Here is a 23,916-nt window from a genome sequence, read left to right on the forward strand (position 1 = left end):
GACCCTCAGTGGTAGTCCTGGTAGTCGACCAGCTCAACATCCTCGCCAACGAAGCGGAATGTCAGCCGCCAATTGCCGGAAACGCGGACGGACCAGTATCCGGCAAGATCCCCCTTCAGGGAGTGGAGTCTCCAGCCGACCTGATTCATGTCGCCTGGATTGTTCGCTTCGCTCAGGGCGAGCAGTTGGCGGCGTAGGCGCGGGGCGTGTGCCGCCTGGATCCCTTTGGTCTTGCCCGTCTTGAAGAAGACTTCCAGACCCTTGTGTCGGAAGGAGATAATCATCGTTAAGTGTAAACAACCTGTTAACGGGAGTTAAGCATAACTCGTTAACAGACTGTTTACAATGCCCCCGATGCTGCACTCCTGGAAGTAATGCCCGCCGACACGGTGGCGGCCCTACCCTGCCTATCGGTCCGTTCTGATGATTACTTTCGCGCCGCTACCGGTGACGATCGGACTGTTCGCACCATGCGTCGAGAGATTGCCGGATCCCGACATGCAATCGGCGCTCTGTCCCGCGGAGTAGGTCTTTCCGTCAATGACCACGACGCTGTTTTCGCCAACCACAATCGGCGAGTCAGGCCCGGTAGTTGTGCAGTTCTGCGCGCTGGTTGGACTGACTGTTGCCTTCAACGCGGGAGCTTTCTCTTCCGACGCATTGCAGCCAGCGACAAGAGCGAGCGTTGCCAGGGCCAGTACAAACAAATTCTTCATGGGCAGCCTTCATGACAGTTAGTTGAGCAAGTGGGGCATAGATAGGCGTAGGCCAATCTTGGTGGCATGGTCTGCTCCAGACGGGGAATGCTGGTCATGGCTGAACTCCGCCCTGCTCGGTGCTGGTCAGCAGGTCAAGCACCTGCTGAGGAGGAACGACAGTACCGTCGAGCGACCAGGTGAACTGTGGTACCGCCCCCATGTCGGCCATCACCAGCAGGCGACGGCCTGCGACCTGAAGGACGTCGGCCGCTACTGGCGGGCGGCGCCGGCGGATCAGTGCGTCCCGCCGCAGCTTGGTCATGAGGAATGCGGCCGGGTGTTCAACCTGGACTATGCGTGCTGCCGCGTTGTTCATGAGGGCGCTCCGTTACTGTTTCAAAATACTGATAGGACTACAGCTCGACGCGGAATTCGCGCAGGCCGATTCTTGGTGGCGTAGCGCTCCAGCTGGGTGAGCGAGGCGCCCGGGGCGCGGGGAGTGCCCTGCCTGCTCTGCCTGCTGGCTAGCTGTCGCTAGCCAGGCACTCAAGCGCGAATTGAACGGGATACGGCGCCTCTCTGCCGGCGGTTTCGCTGACGTAATTCCTCAGCGCGCGGGCGGTGATTCCGATCCGCCTGGCAGCTTCTTCCTGCTTCAGGCCGGCTCGCTCGTACAGCCCGCGCAGGTAGCGCGGGTCTGGATTGTGGTTGGAGGCGTCAGGTTTCACATTTTCACCCGCAGTTGTTCCGGTATGAACGCCATCACCTTGTTGCTGCCGAGAATGACGTAGTTCGGGTTCCCCCACTCCATGGCCATCTGCATGGCCTTCGCCGCGGCTGCGCCAGGATCGCTGCCAGCGCGGGTCCGGCCAACGACCATCTTGCCATTCTGCTCTACGTTGACCTCATAACTGCCTGGGTTCCAGGAAACTTCCGTCACCGTAACGACTGTTGGTCGGCTCATGCCTGTGGTTCCTCATACCGCAGCTTGAACCTGTCCTGAAAAATAGCCATTAGACGACCATGGACGTGGCTTCCCCAGGCGACGCCTACGTTCTGCGCAGCAGTGGCCAGCATTACGTTGGCGATGCGATACCACCACCCCCAATCGGCAAACGGGTTGCTCGCGACTCGTCCATCTGCGTTGAGCAGTGCCTCTTCCCACGCCTGGAACTCGCGATACTCGTCACGATTGGTCTCGTCCACCAGTCGCTGCAGGACGGTAGCCTGGAGCCCTTCATGGAGCTTGGCGGCGAAACCAGTGGCGGCCAGGACCTGGTCTTCTGTCAGGTTGTCGGGGTCTGCATCTTCCCAGGACTGGATGAATCGAGCTGCCTCGATAACCGAGCGGGCGACGATGCGATCTGAAATGGTGCTCATGGCTTGGATCCTTTTTGGCGCCTCGCCGTCGCGGCTGGCGTGGGTTTAGATTCGGCTCAGAGTTCCATTACATGAAACGGATAGCCAACGGACGTCTCCGTGCGGTTAGTGCCGTGCAGGTGATGGTAGGCCTGGAACATGCCGCTTCCGTTAGGCTCCCCGGTTTCACGGTATACGAGACCTTCGAATTTTTCGCCGAGGATCTGTTGGGCTGCGCTCTTCGCGGCGGCCGTAATGTCGGCAGCGTCAACCGTGAAGCGCTCGCCGGAGTTGTCGTTGTTTTTGCGGGGGTCGATGAGATAGGTATTCATTTTGTCATTTCCCTGTGCTCGCCTCGCCGTTGTGGCTGGCATGACTCACATCATAGGAACAATGTTCCTCTGTGTAAATAGGAACATTGTTCCTTTTGTCGGGTTTTCTGCTACGCAGGCTCGATCAGGTAGGCGCCCTGGTTGCGCACGTTGCCGACGTCGCGGCTGACCGCGTACCAGGTGAACGCCTCAGCTGGTTCGCCCTGGTGCAGCACGATTTGTTCCGCGCGCTCTGGCGGCGTCGCCGGGTCAAGCCACTCGCGGGCCAGGTCGGGTGGGAGCACGACCGGTCTCCGGTCGTGAATATCGACCAGGCCGCCGGCGGAGTCCGCGGTGATGATCACGAATCCATGCTGCTCGGCCTGCTCATCATCATCGAGCCCGGGGAACTGCCCGATCGCGGCGCACAAGACCGGCGAGCCGTCGGCGTGCTGGATGTGATACGGCTGTTTCCGCGTGCCGCCTTCGTCAACCCACTCGAACCAGCCGCTGACCGGCGTCAGCGCGCGATGGCGCCACGCGGCGCTGAAGAAGCGTCCATGCGCCACTTTCTCGACCCGAGCGTTGATCGGCGCCGCGCGGTCCCTAGCCCAGAAGGGCCGCCAGCCCCATCGAACGGCCTGGGCGACCAGCGCATCGCCTTCGAGCCGTAGCGTCGTCACGGCCGTCGATGGCGCGACGTTGTAGCGCTCGGGCTGTTCGCCGACGAGGTTGACCAGCGCGTTGGGCATCGACAGTGCGTCGACGAACTCATGAAGCCCTGTGTACTGCGAAAGCCTGCCACACATCGCTCACTCCGGTGGTAGATGGGCACTGGGTAAGGGTAGATGATGAACAAAAAGCCCCGCTCATGCGGGGCTTGTGCTTGCGTGGCTCGCCGGCGTGACCGTCACGTCCGCTCGTCGACTGCCGGCTCGGCGCGTAGCAGGGCCTGGTGCAGCTGGTTGATGTGCTCGACCGCCTTGTTGCCCCGGGCCAGGTGGCTGACCAGGATCTCGCTGGTCTTGGTGAAGCGGTGGCCGATGCGCACGGTGTAGGAGCGCAGGGCCCAGCTGATGAAGCCGGTGAAGTACATCGCGTCCTCGATGTCGCGCCACTTCACCCCGCGGTAGCCGCGGCGCCAGGGCAGGATGCCCTGGTAGAGCCAGACGCCCACGTCGTCGGTGTAGAGGTGGACGCTGCGCAGGTAGAGGAGCTTGTAGACGAACAGTGCCAGGGCGATGAGCAGGACGCCGGCACTGGCCGCCAGGCCGAGCTGGTAGGCCTGTTCGCTCGGCGCCTTGTGCAGCGTCCACCAGCCGAGGGCCAGCGCGCCGGCGCACAGGACCAGGAACAGCAGGACCGGGCCGACGTAGGCCAGCCAAGACAGGCGGTAGACCTGGTGCGGAGTGGCGTTGCGGGTGGGGTGTTCGTAGCCGTCCATTGGGGGCGATCTCCTTGGGTTGCGGGGTAGGACTACAGCTCGACGCGGAATTCGCGCAGGCCGATCTTGGTGGCGTAGCGCTCCAGCTGCGTGAGCGAGGCGAACACGCGCAGCGGTTCGCGGCGTGAGCGTAACGGGTAGTGGTGGCCACCGCCGGCATAGCGCACCAGCAGCTGCCAGCCCTCCCCGCCCGGGCCGCGGGTGACCAGGGTGTCGCGGGCGCCGCCGGCGGCGATCAGCGCCTGCAGGGCGTCTTCGGTGATCGACTCGCGCATCAGCGACGTACCTCCTTCGGCGTGACGCCGGCGGCCAGGCCGAGGGCGTGACGGGCGCGGCGGATCGCATCGAGGCGCTGGCCGTCGTGGGGGGAATCCTCGAGGTTGGTCATGGGGCACTCCAGGGGGTGAACGGGGGTAGGTTCGCGCGGCCGCCAGTGTAGGGGGTTCTGGTAGGCCAGTGTAAGGGGGCGTGGTCGCCGGGGGTTGAGCATCTGGCGACCGGGGCCTGGCTTGGCGAGGGGGGTGATTTAACAATCTGCCCGTTATGAGAAGTTCGCCTGTTACGGCTAATTAGAAATGTCACCCTCGATCCGCTTTACCGTTTCGTTGCCAATCACCCGCTTGCGCTCGTACAGCTCGGCCATTTCGTCAGCGCTGAATAGCCCCGTGTCGGCAACGCGCAGAATGTCCATCGCATCGAGCATGCCCTGGGCATAGCCAATGTCGAAACGGTAGGTGCGTACGTCGTCGGCCTTGGCCAGCGCGCGGAACGAACTTTCCAGCAGGTGCAGCAGCTCGTCGCGCTGCTGTTGAGTGGTCGTCTCGGCACTCATAGGGGCGGGTTCCTTGTTGGTCAGTGTGACGGTCACGCCTGGGCTTCTTCCAGCGCCTGCACGGCCGCGTCCAGGGCGTCCAGCGCCTCGCCCAGCTGCTCGACGGCCTGCTCCATCGCCTGACCCTTCTCGCCCTGTTGCAGGCTTTCCGGCAGGTTGTCGAAGCCGTCCTGTTCTTCCTCTTGCAACTGCTCGATGCGGTCGCGCAGCTCCTGCACCTGCTCGGCAATCTCGGCGAGCTGCTTGCGGCGGGCCTTGTTCATGGTGGGGCGGGTTCCTTTCGTTCGTTGGGTGTAGCACTGCGGGCGGTCCAGGCCGATCAGCCGTCAGCAGGGAAGCGAATGTTGCTCACGTCAGCACAGACCGACTCCACCCAAGCCACATGCTGACGCCACAGTTCCTCCGCCGTGATCTCCCCCGCCTCGAAGGCTTCCAGCAGCATCGGCGGGGAACCAGTCAGCGCCTGGAACTGCTCCAAGGCCGCATTTTGCTCAGCACTGAGCCTCTGGCTGTAGCACTTCGCAGCTTGGGGTCGCTTCGACTGACTAACCGGCACGGCTTTTCTGCCATCAGGCCGCTCAGCGCCTTTCAGCTCTTGCCAGGACAGAAGAACAGCAACCTTCGCGCCGACTTCTTCTGCTGCCCATAGCTGGACCGCCTCAATATCGGTGTCGTACTCGATAGGATCCAACGTCTCGACTTGGCGTGTGTGGCGATTGGCCTTGTCAGAGTCCTCGTTAATGGACATGAAATGGATGTGGTAACGATGCATAGTCGCTGACTCCTCTACTGGCCTTCCGGCTTGTTGGACTTGCTCCTGCCTTTTGCCGGCGACTTCGCCGTGGACGCCCCAACATGGGCCAGCAGTTGGGCGTTGCTTTCCCGCAGACTTTCAAGCTCACCCTCGACGCGTGCTGCTCGAAGCCCAGCGTCTTGAGCCTGCTTCCGAGCCTCGTCCCGCTCGGCCTGCACCTTGGTAAAACGCTGCGCCTGGGTGTTCGCTTCGGCTGCGGCGCGCTTGCGCTGCTCCTGAGCCAGTTCGTCGGCAGCCTGAAGCCGGAACACCTCTTTCTGTGCCGCATCCAGGCGCTGCTGGAGATCCTCGGCGCGAGCCGCAATCCCTTCCAGTTGGGCGTCTGTCCTCCCCTTCGCCTCGGCCAACTCCGCCTTCGCGCGGTCGATCGCTTCGGCCGCCACCGCCTTCACCTGCTCCAGTTCGGCCTGGTGACTCTGACGTGCCGCCGACAGCTCATTACGCAAGTCGGTTGCCTCGTCCCGGGCCCGCTGAAGCTCGCCCTTCAGGTCCTCCACCCGCTGGGTGATTTCCTCGGTACGGGCCTCGGCCGTGTCCGCCCGCGTGGTTTCATGTCCCAGCTCATGCCGCAGTTCGGCCAGCAGGGCGTCCTGTTCCTCCAAGCGGCGCTGGACACCTTCCTTCTCCTGCTGAAGCCGCTCCAGCTCGCCCTGCTGTTCCTCGTACAACTGGGAAAGCTCGACCCGGGTGCTCTCCATATCCTCGCGCTCTTGCGCCCAGTCTGCCTCGGCTTTGCGCAGATTGGCATTGGCCAGCTCCAGCGCCTCGGTCCAGAGGGCCGCGCCCAAGCCCAAGGCGGCCTGATGCAAGGCCGGGGGCAACTCAACCTGCACAAGCTCGGGCTTCGCGGTCTGCAACTGCCGCCATTCCTTCATGACCCGCGTAACCGTGTTCATGTCCGCCCGCGCCGCCCGGCGCACATCCGGCACCGGCGGGAAGCGCTCACGGCCCAGCTCGTCATAGAGACGGTCAGCCTCTTTGAAGATACGCGCCCGTATTTCCGCTTCGTTGCTGAGTTGTTCCGTCATATATCCCCCTGGTCGAGGTATTTTCAATAATAAGAATAATAATTTAATTATTATTATTATGATACTACCGCCCGACGAACGGGATCCCCGCCCCAGCCCGTTAACAGGCACAAAAAAACCGGCCATCAGCCGGTTTCTTCGGTTTGGTAGGCGCCGCCGTGATGCGTCACGGCCCTTCTTCGCCCAGGTTGAGGTTGTCCCCCTCGGCCGCATGCCAGCCCTCAACCCAGGACCGCGAGGCAGCCTCTCCTTCGCTGCGCGGACACATATCCAGAGCCAGGCCAGCAATGAATGCCTCCCGACCCATGCCGTACCAATCGGCAGTGAGCGGTGGCAGCTTGCGGGGGTCTATCAGCGTCATGGGGTGAGTTCCTTTCAGGGCGTGACGGTCACACATACGGCCAGCGGCGCGGGCACTTGGTTCGCTCGGCGGGCTCCTTACGAATCCGGTAGATGATCCTGGCCCATTCGGTGAAATCACTTCCAGGGCCTATCTGGTCCTCGTGGTAAATGTCGCGCAGCGCCTCGCGCCGCTCGCCCTCGTCCAGCCACTCATTGAAGCTCAGTTCTCGTTCCATCGGGTCAGATCCTGCCGGCAACGCCGGCGCTTGGGTGGGTGCCCCTCGAACGCGGGGCGGGTTCCCTTCTACCTCTATCCGTTATGCGAGGAAACACACGGGCGGTTACGTCGGCGCCGGCGGCTCGCCCTGGGCGTCGTCGCGTTCACGCCGGCGCGATAGATGGCGAACGCCTTATCGATCTGAGCTTGTCGCTCCTGAGCGGTGATCAGCCCCAAACGATACTGTTGGAGCGCCTGGTCAACACGCTCAGTCAGTCGAAGACCGGCGCCCGTCACGGCTGAAGGAGTAGTCATCACATGGCTCCCGCCGGCAGTGCCGGCTGTTCGGTGGGTGCCCCTCGGAGTGGCAGGGCGGGTTCCTTTCGATTCGTGACGGTCACGCGGTCTTTGCCGGCCGACGGCGCAAGGCACGCAACACGGCGGCTTCTAGTGCTTCCTTTCCGCCGTAGTCATGGCGCTGCGAATAGCTGGCGTACAGCTTGCGCAACGGCAACAGCAGCTCTTCGATTTCGTGGAAGCGCTTGGCGTCGGCCTCCAGCTTGTCGGTACGCTGCTCGGCTTCGGCGGCTTCGTCGCGTGAACGCCAGTCGATACGGGCCAGATCGTCCGACCATTGGCCTTGGTAGGTGGCTTCGCCCAGCTTGCGCACCTGTTCATCTGAAAAGCTCGCGCCCCGGTAGATACCGCCAACCGCTTTGCCCTTCAGGGCACGGTATTCAAACAGCATGCGTTCGCCCAGGGCGCCGTTGACGACCACAATCACTTCGGCACCCATTTTGCCGCTCTTCAGCAGGCGGCGGCCTGTATACACATAATCGCGCGCGACGAACTCGGCGCCGCCTTCTTCTTTCTTGGCCATCGGTGCGGATTCCTTTCAGTTCGCTCCTACAGCGCGAGGAATGATGTGCACCCATATGATGTGCATCCAAAGCAGCAGGCTGCCCACGACGCCGAAGGCGAGGAGGCACCAGACCGCCAGTTCTGGCAGCATCTGTTGGAAAGGGTGTTTGCGAGGCGGTGTCTCTGCTTCAGCCGCCACAGGCTTCGATTCTTTGTTCATCCTATTTTCCTAATATTGTTCCGTTGCTTGCCCCGTACCGCAGGACAGTTCGCCCAGCGTAAGCTGGGCGAGAGGGTCACTCGGTGTCATCACCGTCAAGGTCCGAAAGACTATCGGCGAGGTCGATATCGACCTGGTGCTGATCCGTTTCGGCTACGACGACAAAGCTGCAAGCGCTGTCCTGCTCTCCTGCGGCAATGTGCTCCTGGAAATAGCTGTCGGCAACGAACTGCGCAGCGTCCTTATGATCCCCATCGACTTCAACATCAATGGTCCAGGTGACGGTATAAGCGGCCATGTGCAACTCCTCATTGGTTTGTTTCAATGAGGGTATTTTACCTTTTAAGGTAAAATTTAACAACCTAAATTTACCATTAAAGGTAAAATTTACTTAACTCGGCTGCACGCTGACTTTCTTTTCGCAGCACCGCTAGGCGCCGCGAGAACTGGCTCATGTTCACTCCATACTTCGTCCAGGCCTCACTGGCCTTTACGCCATTGACCAGGTGTTCGCGAAGCGCATCGATCAACGGCTGCGCTCGGATAGAAGTGCCTTCCAAGAGCAGTTCAAAATGCCGCGGGTCGACTTCTCCTGGGGTTAGAAAGGAGTCTTTGGCGGTTCCAGGTTTCATGGGGCTACGTGTCCTGTATCTGTTCGTGGATCCGCCTCGATACCGAGGCGGTACATCGGTTCGCCGTCTTCGTTGCGGATCCACGCCACAACTGAGCAACGGCACTCATTCGCCAAGTCCTGAGCCTCGCGGGCCAGGTCCTCAAGGTGATACTCCGCACGGCTGCATGAGATCCTGGACTCGTCCAGCAGCTGGCCACGATCGCTGTAGAATCCTACGTTCATCGTTCTATGAAGAGCTGCGCAGGGGTTTGGAAGATGAATCATCCATGGGGGAAAACCTCCTCGGGATCAGTCGTTTTGCTCATACTGTGCTGCCATTTGCTTGACTTGTTCAGCCAGCTCTGGCGGTAACCAGACACCCACGAAAACAAGGCCTGCGGCGCCTTTCTGCAAGTACGGTTCTACACGCTTCAGCGCTGAGTTGACGTTCTGCGCGCTGCGTCCAGTTTGCCGCGCGACTTCGACCGGCTTCACGCCATCCACGTACACGCTCCGGGCGATCGCCAGGGTGTCGGGGTGTAGGCGTTTCATCGCCGGCAGGCACTTCTCCCAGTGCTCCAGGGTGTAACGTTCTGGCATCGTTCCATTCGCTCCACGGCTGTTATACTGACTGATCTTGCCCAGTCCCAGTGGACACCCCGTTAAGCGATAAACTGCAACGAGGTGAATCATGGCAAGACAAGCAACCCCAATGAAACAGACCCGCACCCGCCATTCCCAAGCCTACAAGGACGAAGCGCTGGCTTTGGCCGAGCGCATTGGCGTCAGCAAGGCTGCCGAACAGCTCGGCCTGCATGCTTCCCAGCTCTACGGCTGGCGGAGCAAGAAGCACCAGACTCAGTCCGGCAGCGAGCGCGAGCAGTCGCTGGCCGACGAGAATGCCCGACTCAAGCGGCTGTTGGCCGAGCACGCCGAGGAGCTGGCCATCGTAAAAAAGGCCGCCGCGTACTTTGCCAAGAGCCTCAAGTGAAGTACGCCTTCATGAGGACTCATACCGCGCATTTCTCGATCCAGGCCATGTGTCGCGTGTTGGGCGTTGCCCGCAGCGGTTACTACGCTTGGTGCTCTCGCAGGCCGTCAATGCGCCAGCGGCGAAGAGCCGAACTGGATCGGCAGGTCGCTCAGGCATACAGCGCACGCAAGGGCCGCAGCGGGGCTCCACGGCTTTGCCACGACCTGCGGGAAGCCGGCCTACCCTGCAATCGCAAGACGGTAGCCGCCTCGATGCAACGGCAAGGACTGCGTGCCAAGGCCGCCAAGAAGTTCAAGGCCACGACCAATTCTCAGCACTCCCTGCCAGTGGCAGAGAACTTGCTCAAGCAGGATTTCAAGGCATCTGCGCCAAATCAGAAATGGGTGGGTGACATCACCTACCTGTATACGGAGGAAGGCTGGCTGTATCTGGCAGTGGTCATCGATCTGTATTCACGGATGGTGATCGGCTGGGCCATGAACGAACGCATGACGGCCGACTTGGTTTGCGATGCCTTGCACATGGCGCTGTGGCGACGTAGGCAGCCTAATGACGTGATCGTGCATAGCGACCGCGGCAGCCAGTACTGCTCAGCGGCTTACCAGGAGCTGATCCGCGCCCATCACTTGCGATGCAGCATGAGCGCCAAAGGCAACTGCTACGACAATGCCTGTGCAGAGAGCTTCTTCCACAGCCTGAAGGTCGAGTGCATCCACGGCGAGCGCTTCACGAGCCGCGCCCAGATGCGTGAAACCGTGTTTGAATACGTCGAAACCGATTACAACCGCCAGCGGCGACACAGCACGCTGGGGCACATCAGCCCAGAGGCCTTCGAGGCCAGGATGTGTGCTTAAACCCGTGTCCACGGCTGCTGGGCAAGATCAGACGTCGCTCAGTTCGCAGAGCAAAACAGGGGCCCACAAGCGTTGCAGCGTTTGTGGGCCTCGCCTTTATCGGGCACGTCACGGTCAAAACTCAAACTCCATCTGCGGATCCTCCGGGTCACACTTTGGCAGGTTCAGGGGGTGACCCAGCTGCCGGCGAATCTCCGACAGCCAGGCCTTGTAAGGAGCATTCGTCCGAGGACCGAACGGATAGGCTTTCCTGAACTCCCGGCGCAACGCCTTCAGGTCTGATCGACCAACACGTCGAATGACCTCGTGGACAATCGGTGCCGCTTGCTCAACCCAGCTCATCACCTCCTTCCCTGCCCCGCTCTACACCCAACCTGGGGCTTCCTTGAAACCAGGTAGATCCTCGATAGCCGCCTCGCGGATCCGGGACAGCAGTTCGTAGGCCCGCGACTTGTAGTAGCCCGGTGCATCACATGAATTCCGATGGTACGTATCGGCAAGCTTCAGCAGTTCCAGCGCAGAAACCGACTCGGCCTGGCCGTCGAAGACGAATGGGATGCAGTGCCCTTCGTCATAGTCCAGGCCCCTGGAGCGGAACCGCACAGAGCGGATGTTTTCTTCGCGCAGGAGTTGGCCATCCTGCTGGATCTGCTGAAGTTCGAGCGCACAGGTAAGTCGATCGCTAGGGTAGACATAGCGCAGCAGGGTCGACAGGTGACGACAGCTCAGCACAAGGTTGGACTCACTCATGGGACATATCTCCGTTCGCATCGCAGAGCCCTTCGGAGCGGTTGCAGCCGCTGTTTCCGAGGGGGTTGAAGGGCCCGGCCGAGCCGGGCGCCAAGTGCAAGAGAAGTGTGCGATTAGCACCGGAGAAAATCAACCCTTTATAAACTATTTATTTATTCAGGGTTCATTAAAAAAGTCCGATTCGTCACTTCGGGGACCGAAGGTGCCAGGTCCTCAGCGCCGATGGCCACCTGCAGGATGTGATCGAGGTCGGCGTGCTCCACCAGCTGCTCACCGGCCGCGCCGGACGAATCCGCAGCACCAGGTCTTCAGCACCCGCGGATATCCAAGTGCGGTCCCTGAAGTGACGAATTGGCCTACTTAATCACCCCTGGACGGTCGACAAGGAAGTCAGGATCCGCAGGATCAACGTCCAGCAGCGAGGGCCAGGTGAGGCCGAGTTGTCGCCTGGCATGAGGCAAGCCGCAACCGGTGGCGTGACGATAGCGGCGCACGGCAGCTACTACATTCCCAGCCTTCACCAGGTCGACGCATTCCCGCCTGAGCACCTCCTCTGTCACCTCCTGGGAGGCGGCCTCAGCCTGCTCCTGCAGGCGGCCGATGAGCGCCCTCATGCCTGGGTAGTGCAATCGATCGGAATAGGCACGAATCGGGGGGATTCGACCCTGCAGCTGATCCTGATGACCACATTCAGGGCAACCGTCGTTGTCCAAGGGCAGCAACACGCAACAGACAGGGCAAATCACATCATCGAGCGTGAGTCTCTTCATGTTCCCTCCAACACGGCGTGAATCCGTAATCCTTTGAACCCCTTGGGATCCTGGGCGCCATCAATCGCGATGAAGGATAGCAACACACGTCTTCGGCAAACATCTGTCCCCGAAGTGACGAATTGCCCTATTCGAGTAGGTGTGGCAGTGCCAAAATACTGTATATACGCACATATAAAGGTAATGCCATGTCCTCCTCCCTACCACCGTTCAAGCCCATCACGCTTGCTGAGCTGCGGCAGATATGGGAAGCCCACCCTGCCCCCGACGTGCGCCGGCTGACTCTCGAAGTCGCCAGATACCGCCACGTCATCGCAGAGATAGATGGCCTGTATAGCAGTATCCACCAGTCATGGCGCGAGACCGTGGGCGGCGAACTTTGCGCCCTTCACCTACTGAAGGGCGTTATGGCAGCCGAACGTCAGCGGCTGTTGTAAGAGGGCATTACGTGACGCAGCAAGACGTTAAGATTTCATATTTACGAATTATGAATTCGTAAATATGAAATCTTAACGCTAATCGGCAATTCCTGTGACCCTCCGACGGTCCTCATCGGATTCATGATAGTCACCGTCGATCCCATGAAGCTTCAACCGGGCTTGTAATACTTCAACCGCCCGGAACGCCTTACCACGTTCAGCGACAACCTGGGCGTTCTCGCGCTCCAGTCCGCGAAGCCGCTCTGCCAACTTCGCCCGCTGCGCTTTTAGCTCATCCAACTGGCGGCGCAGTTGCGCTGCCGTGTCAAAAGCGCGGGCAGCCTCCTTCTTCTGGTAGTCCAGTGCAACGTATACGTCGGGGCTATGACCCAGCTGGGCAAGACCGTCCCGGGCGAACCAGGGCGTGGAGCCGAACACCCGCCCCAGGCGCTCGCGAATTTCGACGTTATCAAGCATCCCCTGATCAATGCGCAAAGTCTCCAAGGCGTCGACCGCCTGCCAAAGGTAATGCAGGTCAGCCAGCACCAGCGGGGCAGGTGACTCTGCGCCGTCACGCAAACGCTCGGCTTCGGCGCGGAAATGCTGGGCCAAGGCATACTGTTCCTTGAAGTCGGCAAGCCGCCGGCGCAGTTCTTCTTGCCACTGATCTCTCAGCACCTTCGCATCCTGGCTACGCCCTATTGCAGCCGCGTCAAACTCAGGTAGATCAGCGAAAAGACGCTCATACAACGCCGCCACCTTCGGCGCCTCGGATAGATCCAGGGCACAACCACGGAAGGCAAACCAGAAATCGCACGCCTCCAGCAGGTGACGCCGCTCGACGAGATCCAAGTTATACGGCTTGAGCCCTTCCAGTTCGCGCAACTTCTTGAGTTTTTCGCGGCGGCGTTTCTGCCGTTCGGCGCCGCTCAGCGGCTTTCTCGGGGCGGGTGAGTCACCGAACATCACCAGTTGGCCGTCACGCGTCACGCCGTCCAGCGCTTCGGCCAGCCACTGCGGGCGCTTCTTGATCCAGCGCAAGTCTTCTTTCGTGATCGGCTGCAAGCCTTCGGCCTCAATCTGAGCGGAAATCTCGGCGCGCACTGCTTGCTCAAGGCTGCGTCCCAGGTGATCACCGACAGTCATGTAGACGCCACGGTAGCCGGTAGAACTGATAAACGGCTTGTCGAAGTCAACCGCCGTAGCATCGAAACCGGGCGCCGAGCGCAGCCCCTCGCAGTCGTATTCGACAAGCACCCGCACGCCATCGACCTCGACCAAGAATTCGCCTCCCTGCCCCCAATGGGGAATCTGGCCAGGCTCGGCGGCGAACATCGCATCGAGCACCCGACCCGGCCTGGAGTCGTCGCCACGACACCCGAAGAAAGTGCAACCGTTGAGCTTGAACACAATCGCGTCATGCTCAAGGGCGGCACGCCGTCGCGCAGAGTCTTCCGCGGCGACAACCGCATCGTTGTAGATGGCTCGCACCACGCCAGCTCGCGCATGCATGGCCTCGGCATCATCCGGCAGGCTGGCCACTAGGGCCAGGAATTCGGGGTCGTCTTCCCGCTCCAGGTGCTGGCCTTTCTTCTTGCGGGGCTTGTTCATACGCACCTCACAATTAGTAATTATGAATTCATAATAATGTTATGCGCGAGCGCAATCGAAGTCAATAAATATGAATTCATAATTACTAGTTCATCATGAAAGGGTATCGCCACCCCGACAAGCCGCTGGCTCAGAGCGTCGCCGGCTCGCCCGCCAGAAAGTGGCCACGTGTACAGTTGGGAGTTCTTCATCACGCGCTGGCCAGCGACGTGCCACCTTGATGACGGGCCGCTTGTGAGAGTTGTTCATCACGCGGCGGCCGTTTTCCAGCACTACGGCAGCCAGGTCGATGGGAGTTCTTCATCACACGCGGCGCCAGGGCAGCGTAATCTGACGCACTCTTCTGAGAGTTCTTCATCACGGCCAACTGGCCAGGGGCAGCAGTACCAGTCACTCGACATGGCCATGCCGAGCTGGTCATTCGTGGGAGCTGTTCATCACGCGCCGAGCCGGCACCGACGACTGATTGCATGGGAGTTCTTCATCACGCTGGCCGAGGCCGCGGGCGCGGCTGGTGTCGCTGAAAATTCGGCCTCGCCAGAGCGCGCATAACGCGCGAACGGGGGCCGGGGAGGGGCGAGCCGTCGCCCAGGATGAGAAAATCGCTTCAGGGGCCTATCAGGCGGCGAGACGGCCATATTCTGAGCGCATCGCCCCGCCCCTTGTCTGAAAACTCGCTTTTGGGGTGTTCTGTCTGCGCTGAGGCTGCCAGTCCAGCGCGCACACGCGCCCGGTTGAGCGGTGAGGTGCAAAGCGCCTCGGCGCGATTTATCCGTGGACTTAGCGCCCCGTAGGGGTCGAGGCGCGAAGCGCCGAAGAGGGCGGCCGACTTGTCGGCCGGGCCGCTTAGACGGACTGTTGCACCGATCTGACAGGCAGCGCCAAGGTAGAAAGCCTCCCGTAGGGGCATTTTGGGCTGTTGCTTTGCTTTTGCTGTTGCTTTTCTTGCGATGTGTCAGGCAGATCGCTGATGGTGCGGCTTGCACGCAAGGTAGAGAGAGGCCGCCGTGGCGGCCAGCATTATTAAGACGTGCATGGATGCACGTCGAAGGCCGCCGAAGGCGGGGCGAAGCCAGGGATGGCGGAGGGTAGGCGCTGAGGTTCGACGCGCGCGGAGGTTGAGCTTATCCACGGAATCATGGGCATAATCTATCAGGGCTCTTCTCTTTATAAGGTTCTTCTAACTACGGGTAAAGCTATAGGGTGGAACCGCTGTTTTCGGGCTGAAAAGCCCGTGCGGCGCGGGTTTGAGGGCTGTGGAAAAGCTGTGCATGTGGGAGTTGTTCTCACGGGTTCTGAGAGTTGTTCTCCGGGGCCGTGGGAGTTGTTCTCACCCTCCTCTGTGGAAAAGCTCGCAAGCCATTGTAAATAAAGGGATTTTTCTTGGGAGTTGTTCATCACGGATAACTTTCGTTCTCCACTAAGTTGTCCACCGCGCAGCGGGCCGCCGTGGCGGCCGTGCGAGCTGCTGCAGGCGGTCGCCCAGGACGTGGCCACCGGCCGCGCCGGCAGCAACAGCTCGGCGCCGGCAGCGCCGTAGATGAAAGTTTCGGCCGCTACGAATGCCCGGAAAACCTTAGCGTACGATTTTTTCCGTTTTCTGCGGCCTCCCCTAGATGGCCAACTGCAGTACAACCCCTCGCCGGGGGGCAGAGGGCAGGGGGGCAGAGCTTCCCCCTGTCCTCTGCACAGTAGGGTCTGGAAGGCCTCTGGCGGCGTCCAAGCGCGCTCCGCTCGCCACCGGCACCCGGTCCACGCCCTCCAGCGCCTGCGGCGCCTCCAGGCGCGGCTGCGGCCTTGGATGGCGGCCTTGACTCCACCAGCGGCAAACACAACATCTTGCGTGGATCTGCCAACGATCGGACACAACATATGGGATCGGTGGTGGCGGAAACGAAACCGCCCGTGAGAGTTGTTCATCACGGGCGGCGAGTAGGATGGTCGGCGAGCGCGGCGTCACAGAAGGACAGTAGGAGGGGGGGGAACGCCTGGGCGAATCCGGGGAGGACTCCAGCCCGCCACCGACCGAAAGGGGTAGGCGTGCGATTCTATCGCAGCGCCTGGACGTGAGGGGAGCCCTCCAAGCGTATGAGCTGCGCAACGCGCTGCAGGTACGCGAGTCCGTCAAGGATTGGCGAGCAGGAGTGCATCGCGTAGGCCACGCGCAGCGACGTTTCCTGATGCTCCATCACTGGCCCCCGAAGGTCAGTTCGCCCTGGGCGAAATACTGGCGAGATACGTGGGTGGGGGAGGGCAGCAGGACAAGCCCCTTGTCCGTGACCTCGATGCGCGCATTGGGGTACGTCACCAGTACCAGCTTGAGGGCTTTCAGGAATCCTTTCTTGAAGTCCAACACCGCGCGCGGGCTGGAATAGTTGCTGCCGAACTGGCCCATCAGGGCTTCCCACGGGATCGGCCGCGTCTTCTTGTTCACGTAGAACATCCGGTACGTGAGCCAGGTGTAGATATCCATCGCCAGGGGTGCCCGGCGCAGCGCTCTGTATGCGCGCATGTCGATGGGTACGGGCCGGTCAATGCACTCGTCGTAGAAGTTCTGCGTCAGCTTCACATAGCTGCGCCAGGCGCCGGCCGTGTCCGTGGCCTGCGGCGTCCATAGCATGGTCTCGCTCTCGCCGGCAGGCGGATCGGGCGGGAGCTGCAGCGCAGTGTCGCCGAGGTCCAGAGGCATGGCCGGATCGCGCAGCGGCTGGCCATCTGCCCCGACAAGGCTGAGGGCATTAGGCCGTGGCCGCTCGAAATCGAAGTCGCTTGAATCGAACTCCGCGTCGTCGGCGATGGTGACGTTTTTCAGCTTGAAGCGGCGGCCCGTGCTCTCGGCCGAGGACGAGACGTTGACCATTGAGCCGAACAGCCTTTTCATCTGCTCGGCTACGCGCGTGCTGCTGCCGCGCTGGCCACCGCCGCGCTGAACCTCCAGCACCTCGCGCAGGAAGTAAGATAGCGAGTCGCCCAGCTCGACCACGCGCGAGCGCGTGCGAACGGCCTCGGTCGTTATCCATGCCATCAGCAGCCGCGGATAAACGCCGTAGGGGATACCGCCCGAATAGCCTGCGATGATGCGCAGCGAAATATCGCCGTTCTTGCGCGTGAAAACGTCCGTTTTCGGGTCTTTGTAGGGCATGGTCGCAATGACCAGGGCGCGGGTCATGAAGCCCAGAGCGCCTGCACTCTTTGCGTCCTCGGCTTCGATGGCAAGGTTGGCCTCGATCACCTCTTTAACCCATGCCGGCGTCCGGGCGCGGGTGTAGTCGCTGATGACTTCGCGGCGCTGTGCGTTGAGGTCTAACTGCCCCTGCTCTGCGGTCTGATCTGTCATTTATGGCCCTCCCTCGCTGTACTTGTCCCCACGTAAGGGGGCTCTGGTTGAAACTTGCTTATATTGACATTTAACTCCGGCCGCGAAAGCGTGGACGCAAAGGTTTGCCGGCGCCGGTTTTAAGGCTTAGCGTACGACTTTTTTCCGAATTCTGCGGGATCCCCAAAAGAGCTTATAGCCATTAAAAATGGGTCATTGCGGCCCATTCAGACAAACCAACTGCCAACTCATAGTTATGAATTGGCAGTTGGTAATAGTGAATTACGAAACGATATACCCTTTGGCCTCAAGAGCGTCGCGCACGATAGCAGACACAGTCTTGAGGCCTCCGTTCTCCCGCTTATTCCTAAGCGCAGCATCCTCCAGTTGCTCGATCATTGAAGGTGGCAAGCTGATGGTGACAGGCTTCGCCTTCTGCTTAGCGGGCTGCTTCGAGCCATATGGACGCCCCGCCAGCTCTCGCGTCAGAGCCTCGATTTCGGCGGGGGCAGGGGTCTGCTTAGCAGGTTTGGTGTTCCTACTGTCTGCAATCACCGGCTGCTCAGCTCCGGCTTTCTTAGCAGCGGCAGTTTGGCTACGCGGTTTAGCCACCGAACACCTCCTTGGCGAGTTGTGCGATCTCAGCAGCTGCCTGAGCGTTGTCGCCCTCCAGTACTGACTGACCATTCGAAATCGCATCCCGGTACGCCTTCCTATAGAAGCCGACAGCCTCAAGACTCTCGATCGATGGGAACTCCTGCAGGTAGTTTAGAAATTCCTTTCGCTCCGTCTCTTTGACGGCTGGATTGGTGCTCGCCATGCTGTGGTAAGCAAGCACACGAAGCTCAGGGTTCAGCACTCGTACCCGCTCAAACTGCTCCTGGAGTTCCTCCATGGTGTCGAGGTCCAGCTGGCTGCACTGATGGGGAGCGATGATGACGTCCGCAACGGTTGCACCTGAGATAAGTTCAATCGAGTTACGGCCCGCTACGTCAACCAACACATAATCGAACTTTGCGTCCAAAGTCTTGAGCGTGCTTGCGATGTTCTCGCGCTTCTCTACCAGAGTGATCATCGGCAGAATCTGCGACTCCTCACGCTCAGCATGCCACTTTGCACTTGAGCGCTGAGGATCCGCATCGACCAAGCAAACCTCTTTGCCTTCCCGGCGGGCGAGAGCTACAGCAAGATTCAGAACGGTCGTAGTCTTCCCCGATCCGCCTTTGTTGCCACCGACAATGACGATCATGACGCCTCCATGTAAGCGTGTAAGGTTGGTAATTCATAATTATGAATTACCAACCTTGTGTCAACACCTCTGGAGCAAGCTTGCGTCAGTCAGGCTCGGGGCCAGTCTCCTCGATCTCCAGCACCTCCACCTCGGCAGGAGCACTTGCGGACAGATCCTGATCGCGCTCGGCCTCTCCTTCCTTCCACTCTCTGAACTCCGCCCGTTTCTCCTTCGAAGACAACTGCTCGAAACGTTCTGGGTCAGCGGCCAACTGCTCCTTGGACCACTGCTTGAACTCGCGCTCGGTCGCGCGCCTGGCGATGTTCTTGTCGTGCTTCGCCTGCAGGTCCGGTAGAACCTCCGGGCTCGCCTGCTGCTCTGCTGCGCGTTCCTTCGGCGTGAGCGCTGATTGCCGCTCTTCGTCACGGGTAACAGGCGTAGGGGAGGGCGCTTCGCTGGCCATCTGTGCTTCGAACGCTCGGTCCTGGGCTTCGATCGCTGCGATCGCAGCATCCACATCGATCCAGTCGGTTTCCTGGCGCTGCCGCTCTTGGTCCTCCAGCTGAGCCTTCTGTGCTTCCTGCACAGCGTCCGGGACTGCACCATAGCGCTGCTCCGCCTGCTCTATGAGCGACCGGGCCAGTGCGTAGCCAGGCGAGACCAGCAGCTCTTCGCGCAACACCGGGTTCAGGCGCTCGGTACGGTCACGTACCACCTGTTGGAAGGTTGCCCGGTAAGCCTCATGCTCCATCAAGGATGCCACCCGCTCGCGGCCGGCCTCGCTTCCATCCTCGCCAAAGAGCACCTGCACTGCATGCTCCTCTGCGCGCATGCCCAGCATCGCCGGAGCCGTGCCCACCTCGGCCATCGATAGCCCACTGTTTCGCTCCCAGCGCGCCTCGCGCGCCAGGATCGCAGAGCCTTCCCCAGCATCCACGGCATGTGCGGCTTCCGGCGTGACCACCTTCCCGGGCTCCCGCTCGACCTGTCCCGCCTCTGCGGCCACCTCTGGCGCCGAACGCGCCACCGGCTCCGCCGCCCATCCTCGCCGCTGCACCTCGCGCTCCAGCTCCAGCCCCGTGCGCTCGTCCCGGGTACGCACCAACACCGGGACAGTGCCCATGTCCTTCAGGCGAATCGCCTGGCCCAGCCTGAAGTCTTGTGCCTCCATCGCGTCCTTCAGGCCGACGCCCCAGTACATCTTCTCGCCGGCCGCCGTCATCAGCCGCACGTAGTAGCTCATGTTCTGCTTCGGATCGTGCTTGTAGGGGGCGTCCCCATGGTCCAGCAGTACACCCTTGATCACGCTGGGGTCGTCCACTTCAGCTTCGGCCGAGGCTGAAGTCTGCTCCGGCCCGACAGGCTCCGGCTGGTCCAAGTCCGCAGCGGTGATAGTCGCCCCCTCCCGTTCGGCCTCGATCTCGGCGCGGCGTTCAGACAGCAGCTGGTTCATACCCTTGTCGGCGAAGTGCACGTCCAACCCGTTCTTCGCAACCGTCTCGACGACCAGGCGCTTGAACTCTTCGCTACCCTTGATCGTCAAGGTGCTGCCGAAGCGTTCCTTGGCCAGCTCCAGGGCGACTTTCACCGCGGATTCGCTCATCGCTTCGCGCCTCAACGTGATCGCCTTGCCGGTGTCGACGAACAACGTCTTGTCGGACTGCTTGTCGAGGTAATGCACGTTCTGGCTGAACCTCGCCCGCTTGGTGTAGAGGTCGGCAGCGCTAAGCTCCCTCGCTCGCTCGCGCTGTTTCTCGGTGCTCACATCTTGCTTCATCCGCTCCATCAGGCGCTGCATGCGCTCTCTTGCCGGGGCTGAACTACGCCCCCCGCTGATGGAGTTCTCCGGCGCGTCGTCGTTCGCGCTCAGCAACGCGCGAATCTCTTTACTACCCATACTGCGGTCCTCTTCTGGTGGTTGAGCCAACGTCGGCTCCTCGATCCGCTGACGCGCCTTCATACGCTCGAACGCCAACACCGCCAGGAGCTGCTGTTTCTCCTGGCGGCTGAAACGTTCGTCGGCAAAAAGGGCGCGGCGGGTTTCATGAAACTGCTGGTCGACCCGCCACAGCGCCCGGCGCTGCGCAGGTCCGATCTGGTTCTCTTCGTGGCAGCGTAGGAAGTACCCCGCCACAGTCGACGCCGCCTTCCCTTGAGCCCTCCAGGTTTGTTTGCCTCCAGCTCGCCGGACTGCCATAGGTAACGGGGCCGATTCCACGCCCGCACTTCCGAACAAGCGGCTCGCGCGCTGCTCCAGCGCCTTGATTGAGGCGCTGCGCAGCGGATTGACGTAGGGGGGAGGGGAGGGGAACCTCAAAGCCAGGCCAGGACCGGGCTTCCACTCGAAGTTCTTTCTGTCTCGGCTGGGTCGGCCGGGTCGGCTGGGCCGTCCACCAGGTGGTCGCCGGCGAGCAGAACTCGCCGTAACGGTAGAACCGGCCCCCGCGCCAGAGGAGAGTTCGGCCGAGCGCTGCTGCAACGCGAGCATCGACGTGTCACGCTCTGGCCCGCCGGTGGAAACGGGAGGAGGAAAGGGGAACGTCAGTCCTCGTCCTGCAGACGTTCGATCTCGCCCTGGGGCTTTTCCCTCAGTCCGCGAAGGAACGGGGGCAGATCGTCGCTGCGATCCTCCTCGTCCTCCAGTCCTTCCTCCTGCTCTTCCGTGGCGTACAGCATGTCGCAGTCCAGGATCTCCTCCTGGTTCTTGCTGTCCCAGGTGAACGTATGCATCGTGCGGCAGTAGCAGCGAGCGGTCACCTTCGCCGTATCCCTCCCTGTGATCTGCCACATCGCGGCCGGACAGGTCTTGCAGGCCAGCGGCAGATCTGGAAGTGCTTTCTCTTCCAGCTTCAACAGGACTTCGCTGATGACTTCCCGCTCGTTCGGAAGTATGTAAGCCATACTGTTCTCCATGTTTTAAATAGAACTGTGATTCACGCTGCGCCAGTAGGTCGTGACGTTGCGCAGGTGATGCTTGGTTGTAAAGTTTTCTAAATGAAGGGGTGGCCTTGCTTACGTACTTGATTTCTTTGGCTCGCTCCGGCCAGGCTCGCAGGCGCTCGTTAATTACATGTCTCTCCAACGGCGGCTTCTTCAGTTCACGATGGACGATGAAGCTGTCGTGAAAAATAGTGTCCTTCAGATTGGTGAACTTAGCGTCACCGGGTAGCTTTACAGCAAGGTATTCATTCTCCTTTCCTTCATTGCGCACGCGAGTTTCCCCGAACTCAGCCACCAGGTTATGGAACTGCTCGCGAGTGCGCACATCCCGCTCAACGATCAGTGCAACCAGTTTTTCTTTGAAATCTCTGTTTTTGCCGCGAAAGTCGTCTCCTTTGTACCTGGACAAGATACTCGAAGCATCCGTTGGATCAATGCGTATGCGATCCCGCGGGGAGGTAAGTTGATACTTCTGGTTTATGTATTCTTGAAAGGCCTCGAAATAAGCAACATGAGAATCGTACATTCCTCTTGGGTTCATTTCCCTGTCAGAAAGTAAATTACGCCGTGGAATGACGACGTGAATATGAGGCTTCCGAACTTCCATTTCGCCCGTCGCCTTGTTCTTTATTTCCTTTAGCCTAGGCAGATGAGCCTCGGCGTAAAAGTTGTATTCCTCCTTTCTGTACGCAACCATTAAGAACGATTCAAACTCTTCAGTTATCGCCTGTAGTGTTTCCCGCGGAATGTCGTCCTCCGCAAAAGACAGGGTGAAAGTCACATAGCGCTCTTGCCCTTCATCTTCAATGGACTGGTATATCCGCTGGGTTAAATCCAGGTCTCCACTAAGAATTACGCGCTCATCCAGTTCTTCGCGCGAATAATCGCGCCCGGCCTTATTCCCTTCCTCTAAATACTCCTTGACTCCGTTGTTATAACCGCTAACCCGAATCAGCATCGTCCACCCCCGATAAAAGTAGGGCATGAATTGCCGCAAGGGAATTCATGAGTTTGAGGTATAATCTTTCGGAGACAATTTCAGACTTGTAGGCCAGGTGAACCCGATGTGCTAATTGGTTAAGGTTGTTGCTCGCCTTGTTGTACAGAAAGAGTAACTTAGCATTGTCCTTGGATGGAGCAACGATAGTGACTTGATCCAGCCTCTCTAAGAGCAGCTTCCTAAAGAAATCGGACTTACTGATGCCCAGTTCCTTGAGCTTCTGTTCATAAGGGGCGAACTTTTCGTCCGGCACGCGAAAAGCCACGACCTGGCTACGGGCCGCCTTCTTGTCCGACATGTGATGACTCCGACGATGACTGACTCGACCGACTGGCCGCTTGCTTCGCAGCGTTACGCTGCGCGGGGTTTCAAAGGGGTGTCCCCTTTGGCACGTCGATTGTTGGAAGGGGCTTGCCCCTGTAAACAATCGGTCACGTGCCTCTGTTTTTCCTGGCGATATTCGCCACTAGACATACAGTAGGCAGAACATGGCATTGCATAGACACTCTCAAATCATTACATCCTGCAATCTAGACATTACCTGCCGATTCATGGCATACAACGGACAGTTCATAGACAGGTGATAGACAATGAGCCGATCCAGCCTGCAAGAAACCCTCCGTGCTCTCTCCTCCGGCACCGCCAATCGATCTCAGACAGCCCGCCTGAACGAGGTCTTTGATGATGTTGAGCGGGCACTGAAAGCGGGCGTTAGCAGGAAGGCTGTGCATAAAGCCCTTCTCGACGATGGTTTCACCATGAGCTTCGCCACGTTCGAAAATAGCCTTCACCGCATTCGTAAGCGCCGGGTTAAGTCAACGTGCAGCACGCCACTCGAAGCCCCCCTGCACGAGCCTGAACCGGAGAAACCACTGTGAAAGACGAAGACCTCCCAACCATCTTGGAGCCTGTCATTCAGGCCCTACGCTGCTCGATCAGTAAGCAGAAAGCCATCAACAACAACCTGCCGTTGCTGGAAAGCCTTCGGACCTATGGCTACTCCCATGCACTGATCGCCGGGATTCTCTCCAAAGAGTCCGAGAACGGGATTACTCCCGCGCTTCTGGCCTCGATGATGTATCGAGCGAGAAAGCGCAAAACTCATATGAAAGGGAGTAAACACCTTCCAGCAGCACCCGTTGAAGCTCCGGCAGCAAGTACAGGCTTCCGGTTTGGCCAGGGAAAGGTTGACCCTAACGCACCAATCCGAAGAAACACCTTCGAATGGGACTCGGTACCCAACAAAGAAAAGCTCTACGGTAAAAAGGAATAGCGCCTCCTAGAGGCGCTAT

Annotated in this window: 34 protein-coding genes; 3 read left to right on the plus strand and 31 right to left on the minus strand. The window is 60.1% G+C overall.

Features of this window, described 5'->3' with window-relative positions; all coding sequences use genetic code 11:
- Positions 1-5: 5 nt before the first annotated feature.
- The 21 genes from VQ067_RS33305 to VQ067_RS33405 all read right to left on the minus strand — a co-directional run bounded on the left by VQ067_RS33305 (position 6) and on the right by VQ067_RS33405 (position 9,339).
- A complete protein-coding gene (locus VQ067_RS33305) occupies positions 6-284 on the minus strand; it encodes a type II toxin-antitoxin system RelE/ParE family toxin (RefSeq protein ID WP_003142937.1) in 279 nt (92 codons plus the stop codon).
- Positions 285-407: 123 nt separating this feature from the next.
- Positions 408-716: a hypothetical protein gene (locus tag VQ067_RS33310; RefSeq protein ID WP_124119388.1), complete on the minus strand. Its 309-nt coding sequence runs from the start codon at positions 714-716 to the stop codon at positions 408-410.
- A gap of 94 nt (positions 717-810) precedes the next feature.
- Positions 811-1,074 (minus strand): hypothetical protein, encoded by a 264-nt coding sequence (locus VQ067_RS33315; RefSeq protein WP_033949747.1) that lies wholly within the window; start codon positions 1,072-1,074, stop codon positions 811-813.
- A 148-nt stretch (positions 1,075-1,222) separates the two neighbouring features.
- Positions 1,223-1,426, minus strand: coding sequence for a helix-turn-helix domain-containing protein (locus tag VQ067_RS33320; RefSeq protein ID WP_126071757.1), 204 nt, complete (start codon positions 1,424-1,426; stop codon positions 1,223-1,225).
- Positions 1,423-1,662 (minus strand): anti-CRISPR protein, encoded by a 240-nt coding sequence (acrF, locus tag VQ067_RS33325; RefSeq protein WP_033949750.1) that lies wholly within the window; start codon positions 1,660-1,662, stop codon positions 1,423-1,425. The genes VQ067_RS33320 and acrF overlap by 4 nt, the downstream gene beginning before the upstream one ends.
- A complete protein-coding gene (gene acrF3, locus VQ067_RS33330; RefSeq protein ID WP_033949754.1) occupies positions 1,659-2,078 on the minus strand; it encodes an anti-CRISPR protein AcrF3 in 420 nt (139 codons plus the stop codon). Before acrF3 ends, acrF begins: the two co-directional genes overlap by 4 nt.
- A gap of 56 nt (positions 2,079-2,134) precedes the next feature.
- Entirely contained in the window at positions 2,135-2,389 is a 255-nt protein-coding gene (locus VQ067_RS33335) for a hypothetical protein (protein WP_033949757.1), read from the minus strand.
- Between the two features lie 110 nt (positions 2,390-2,499).
- Positions 2,500-3,177 (minus strand): SOS response-associated peptidase, encoded by a 678-nt coding sequence (locus VQ067_RS33340; RefSeq protein WP_126071758.1) that lies wholly within the window; start codon positions 3,175-3,177, stop codon positions 2,500-2,502.
- Between the two features lie 101 nt (positions 3,178-3,278).
- Positions 3,279-3,812 (minus strand): hypothetical protein, encoded by a 534-nt coding sequence (locus VQ067_RS33345; RefSeq protein WP_033949763.1) that lies wholly within the window; start codon positions 3,810-3,812, stop codon positions 3,279-3,281.
- A 32-nt stretch (positions 3,813-3,844) separates the two neighbouring features.
- Positions 3,845-4,087: a hypothetical protein gene (locus tag VQ067_RS33350; RefSeq protein ID WP_003142927.1), complete on the minus strand. Its 243-nt coding sequence runs from the start codon at positions 4,085-4,087 to the stop codon at positions 3,845-3,847.
- 290 nt (positions 4,088-4,377) lie between these two features.
- The gene (locus VQ067_RS33355) at positions 4,378-4,680 is read right to left on the minus strand and encodes a hypothetical protein (protein WP_164550116.1); all 303 of its coding nucleotides are present in this window, start codon (positions 4,678-4,680) and stop codon (positions 4,378-4,380) included.
- Positions 4,677-4,907 carry a hypothetical protein gene (locus tag VQ067_RS33360; RefSeq protein ID WP_164550117.1) on the minus strand — a complete coding sequence of 77 codons (231 nt, stop codon included), beginning with the start codon at positions 4,905-4,907 and terminating at the stop codon, positions 4,677-4,679. The genes VQ067_RS33355 and VQ067_RS33360 overlap by 4 nt, the downstream gene beginning before the upstream one ends.
- Positions 4,908-4,963: 56 nt before the next feature.
- A complete protein-coding gene (locus VQ067_RS33365; protein WP_074198637.1) occupies positions 4,964-5,416 on the minus strand; it encodes a hypothetical protein in 453 nt (150 codons plus the stop codon).
- 14 nt (positions 5,417-5,430) lie between these two features.
- Positions 5,431-6,486: a DNA-binding protein gene (locus VQ067_RS33370; protein ID WP_164550118.1), complete on the minus strand. Its 1,056-nt coding sequence runs from the start codon at positions 6,484-6,486 to the stop codon at positions 5,431-5,433.
- Positions 6,487-6,652: 166 nt separating this feature from the next.
- Positions 6,653-6,847 (minus strand): hypothetical protein, encoded by a 195-nt coding sequence (locus VQ067_RS33375; RefSeq protein WP_033949778.1) that lies wholly within the window; start codon positions 6,845-6,847, stop codon positions 6,653-6,655.
- 28 nt (positions 6,848-6,875) lie between these two features.
- Complete coding sequence (locus VQ067_RS33380; protein WP_033949781.1) at positions 6,876-7,064, minus strand: hypothetical protein; 189 nt, start codon at positions 7,062-7,064, stop codon at positions 6,876-6,878.
- A 378-nt stretch (positions 7,065-7,442) separates the two neighbouring features.
- Positions 7,443-7,925: a hypothetical protein gene (locus VQ067_RS33385; RefSeq protein ID WP_042165505.1), complete on the minus strand. Its 483-nt coding sequence runs from the start codon at positions 7,923-7,925 to the stop codon at positions 7,443-7,445.
- A gap of 15 nt (positions 7,926-7,940) precedes the next feature.
- A complete protein-coding gene (locus VQ067_RS33390) occupies positions 7,941-8,126 on the minus strand; it encodes a hypothetical protein (RefSeq protein WP_073655361.1) in 186 nt (61 codons plus the stop codon).
- A 76-nt stretch (positions 8,127-8,202) separates the two neighbouring features.
- Positions 8,203-8,424, minus strand: a complete 222-nt coding sequence (locus tag VQ067_RS33395; protein WP_058130760.1) for a hypothetical protein — start codon at positions 8,422-8,424, stop codon at positions 8,203-8,205.
- A gap of 76 nt (positions 8,425-8,500) precedes the next feature.
- Positions 8,501-8,758 carry a PapB/FocB family fimbrial expression transcriptional regulator gene (locus VQ067_RS33400; RefSeq protein WP_071577160.1) on the minus strand — a complete coding sequence of 86 codons (258 nt, stop codon included), beginning with the start codon at positions 8,756-8,758 and terminating at the stop codon, positions 8,501-8,503.
- Between the two features lie 290 nt (positions 8,759-9,048).
- Positions 9,049-9,339: a TrfB-related DNA-binding protein gene (locus tag VQ067_RS33405; protein ID WP_033949796.1), complete on the minus strand. Its 291-nt coding sequence runs from the start codon at positions 9,337-9,339 to the stop codon at positions 9,049-9,051.
- A 91-nt stretch (positions 9,340-9,430) separates the two neighbouring features.
- On the opposite strand from VQ067_RS33405, the gene VQ067_RS33410 reads away from it, so the two are divergent.
- Positions 9,431-10,587 (plus strand): IS3 family transposase gene (locus VQ067_RS33410; RefSeq protein ID WP_105446839.1). Its coding sequence is split into 2 segments (ribosomal slippage): positions 9,431-9,689 and positions 9,689-10,587, totalling 1,158 coding nucleotides; the frame shifts between segments, so codons are not numbered across the junction.
- Between the two features lie 114 nt (positions 10,588-10,701).
- Here the strand turns inward: VQ067_RS33410 and VQ067_RS33415 are convergent.
- From VQ067_RS33415 to VQ067_RS33460, 10 genes are all read right to left on the minus strand, one after another.
- Complete coding sequence (locus VQ067_RS33415) at positions 10,702-10,929, minus strand: hypothetical protein (RefSeq protein ID WP_033949799.1); 228 nt, start codon at positions 10,927-10,929, stop codon at positions 10,702-10,704.
- 21 nt (positions 10,930-10,950) lie between these two features.
- Positions 10,951-11,337 (minus strand): hypothetical protein, encoded by a 387-nt coding sequence (locus VQ067_RS33420; RefSeq protein WP_033949800.1) that lies wholly within the window; start codon positions 11,335-11,337, stop codon positions 10,951-10,953.
- A 356-nt stretch (positions 11,338-11,693) separates the two neighbouring features.
- The gene (locus VQ067_RS33425) at positions 11,694-12,107 is read right to left on the minus strand and encodes a hypothetical protein (protein ID WP_033981015.1); all 414 of its coding nucleotides are present in this window, start codon (positions 12,105-12,107) and stop codon (positions 11,694-11,696) included.
- A gap of 515 nt (positions 12,108-12,622) precedes the next feature.
- Entirely contained in the window at positions 12,623-14,137 is a 1,515-nt protein-coding gene (locus tag VQ067_RS33430; RefSeq protein WP_126071764.1) for a cell division protein ZapB, read from the minus strand.
- Positions 14,138-16,325: 2,188 nt separating this feature from the next.
- Positions 16,326-17,474, minus strand: coding sequence for a replication protein RepA (locus VQ067_RS33435; RefSeq protein WP_075116722.1), 1,149 nt, complete (start codon positions 17,472-17,474; stop codon positions 16,326-16,328).
- Between the two features lie 261 nt (positions 17,475-17,735).
- Positions 17,736-18,065, minus strand: a complete 330-nt coding sequence (locus VQ067_RS33440; protein WP_206437408.1) for a hypothetical protein — start codon at positions 18,063-18,065, stop codon at positions 17,736-17,738.
- The gene (locus tag VQ067_RS33445; RefSeq protein WP_033946165.1) at positions 18,058-18,702 is read right to left on the minus strand and encodes an AAA family ATPase; all 645 of its coding nucleotides are present in this window, start codon (positions 18,700-18,702) and stop codon (positions 18,058-18,060) included. The genes VQ067_RS33440 and VQ067_RS33445 overlap by 8 nt, the downstream gene beginning before the upstream one ends.
- 85 nt (positions 18,703-18,787) lie before the next feature.
- Positions 18,788-20,818, minus strand: a complete 2,031-nt coding sequence (locus VQ067_RS33450; RefSeq protein ID WP_164550119.1) for an LPD7 domain-containing protein — start codon at positions 20,816-20,818, stop codon at positions 18,788-18,790.
- 407 nt (positions 20,819-21,225) lie between these two features.
- Positions 21,226-21,585, minus strand: a complete 360-nt coding sequence (locus tag VQ067_RS33455) for a hypothetical protein (protein WP_235195429.1) — start codon at positions 21,583-21,585, stop codon at positions 21,226-21,228.
- Positions 21,586-22,565: 980 nt separating this feature from the next.
- A complete protein-coding gene (locus VQ067_RS33460; protein ID WP_033949811.1) occupies positions 22,566-22,922 on the minus strand; it encodes a plasmid mobilization protein in 357 nt (118 codons plus the stop codon).
- Positions 22,923-23,214: 292 nt separating this feature from the next.
- Here VQ067_RS33460 and VQ067_RS33465 point away from each other — a divergent pair, with 292 nt between their 5' ends.
- Together VQ067_RS33465 and VQ067_RS33470 are read left to right on the plus strand one after the other, a co-directional pair.
- A complete protein-coding gene (locus VQ067_RS33465; RefSeq protein ID WP_126071765.1) occupies positions 23,215-23,502 on the plus strand; it encodes a hypothetical protein in 288 nt (95 codons plus the stop codon).
- Entirely contained in the window at positions 23,499-23,897 is a 399-nt protein-coding gene (locus VQ067_RS33470) for a hypothetical protein (RefSeq protein WP_126071766.1), read from the plus strand. Before VQ067_RS33465 ends, VQ067_RS33470 begins: the two co-directional genes overlap by 4 nt.
- The last annotated feature ends 19 nt before the right edge of the window (positions 23,898-23,916 follow it).

The organism is Pseudomonas sp. KBN12P06040 (assembly GCF_037574965.1).
Classification (GTDB): domain Bacteria; phylum Pseudomonadota; class Gammaproteobacteria; order Pseudomonadales; family Pseudomonadaceae; genus Pseudomonas; species Pseudomonas aeruginosa.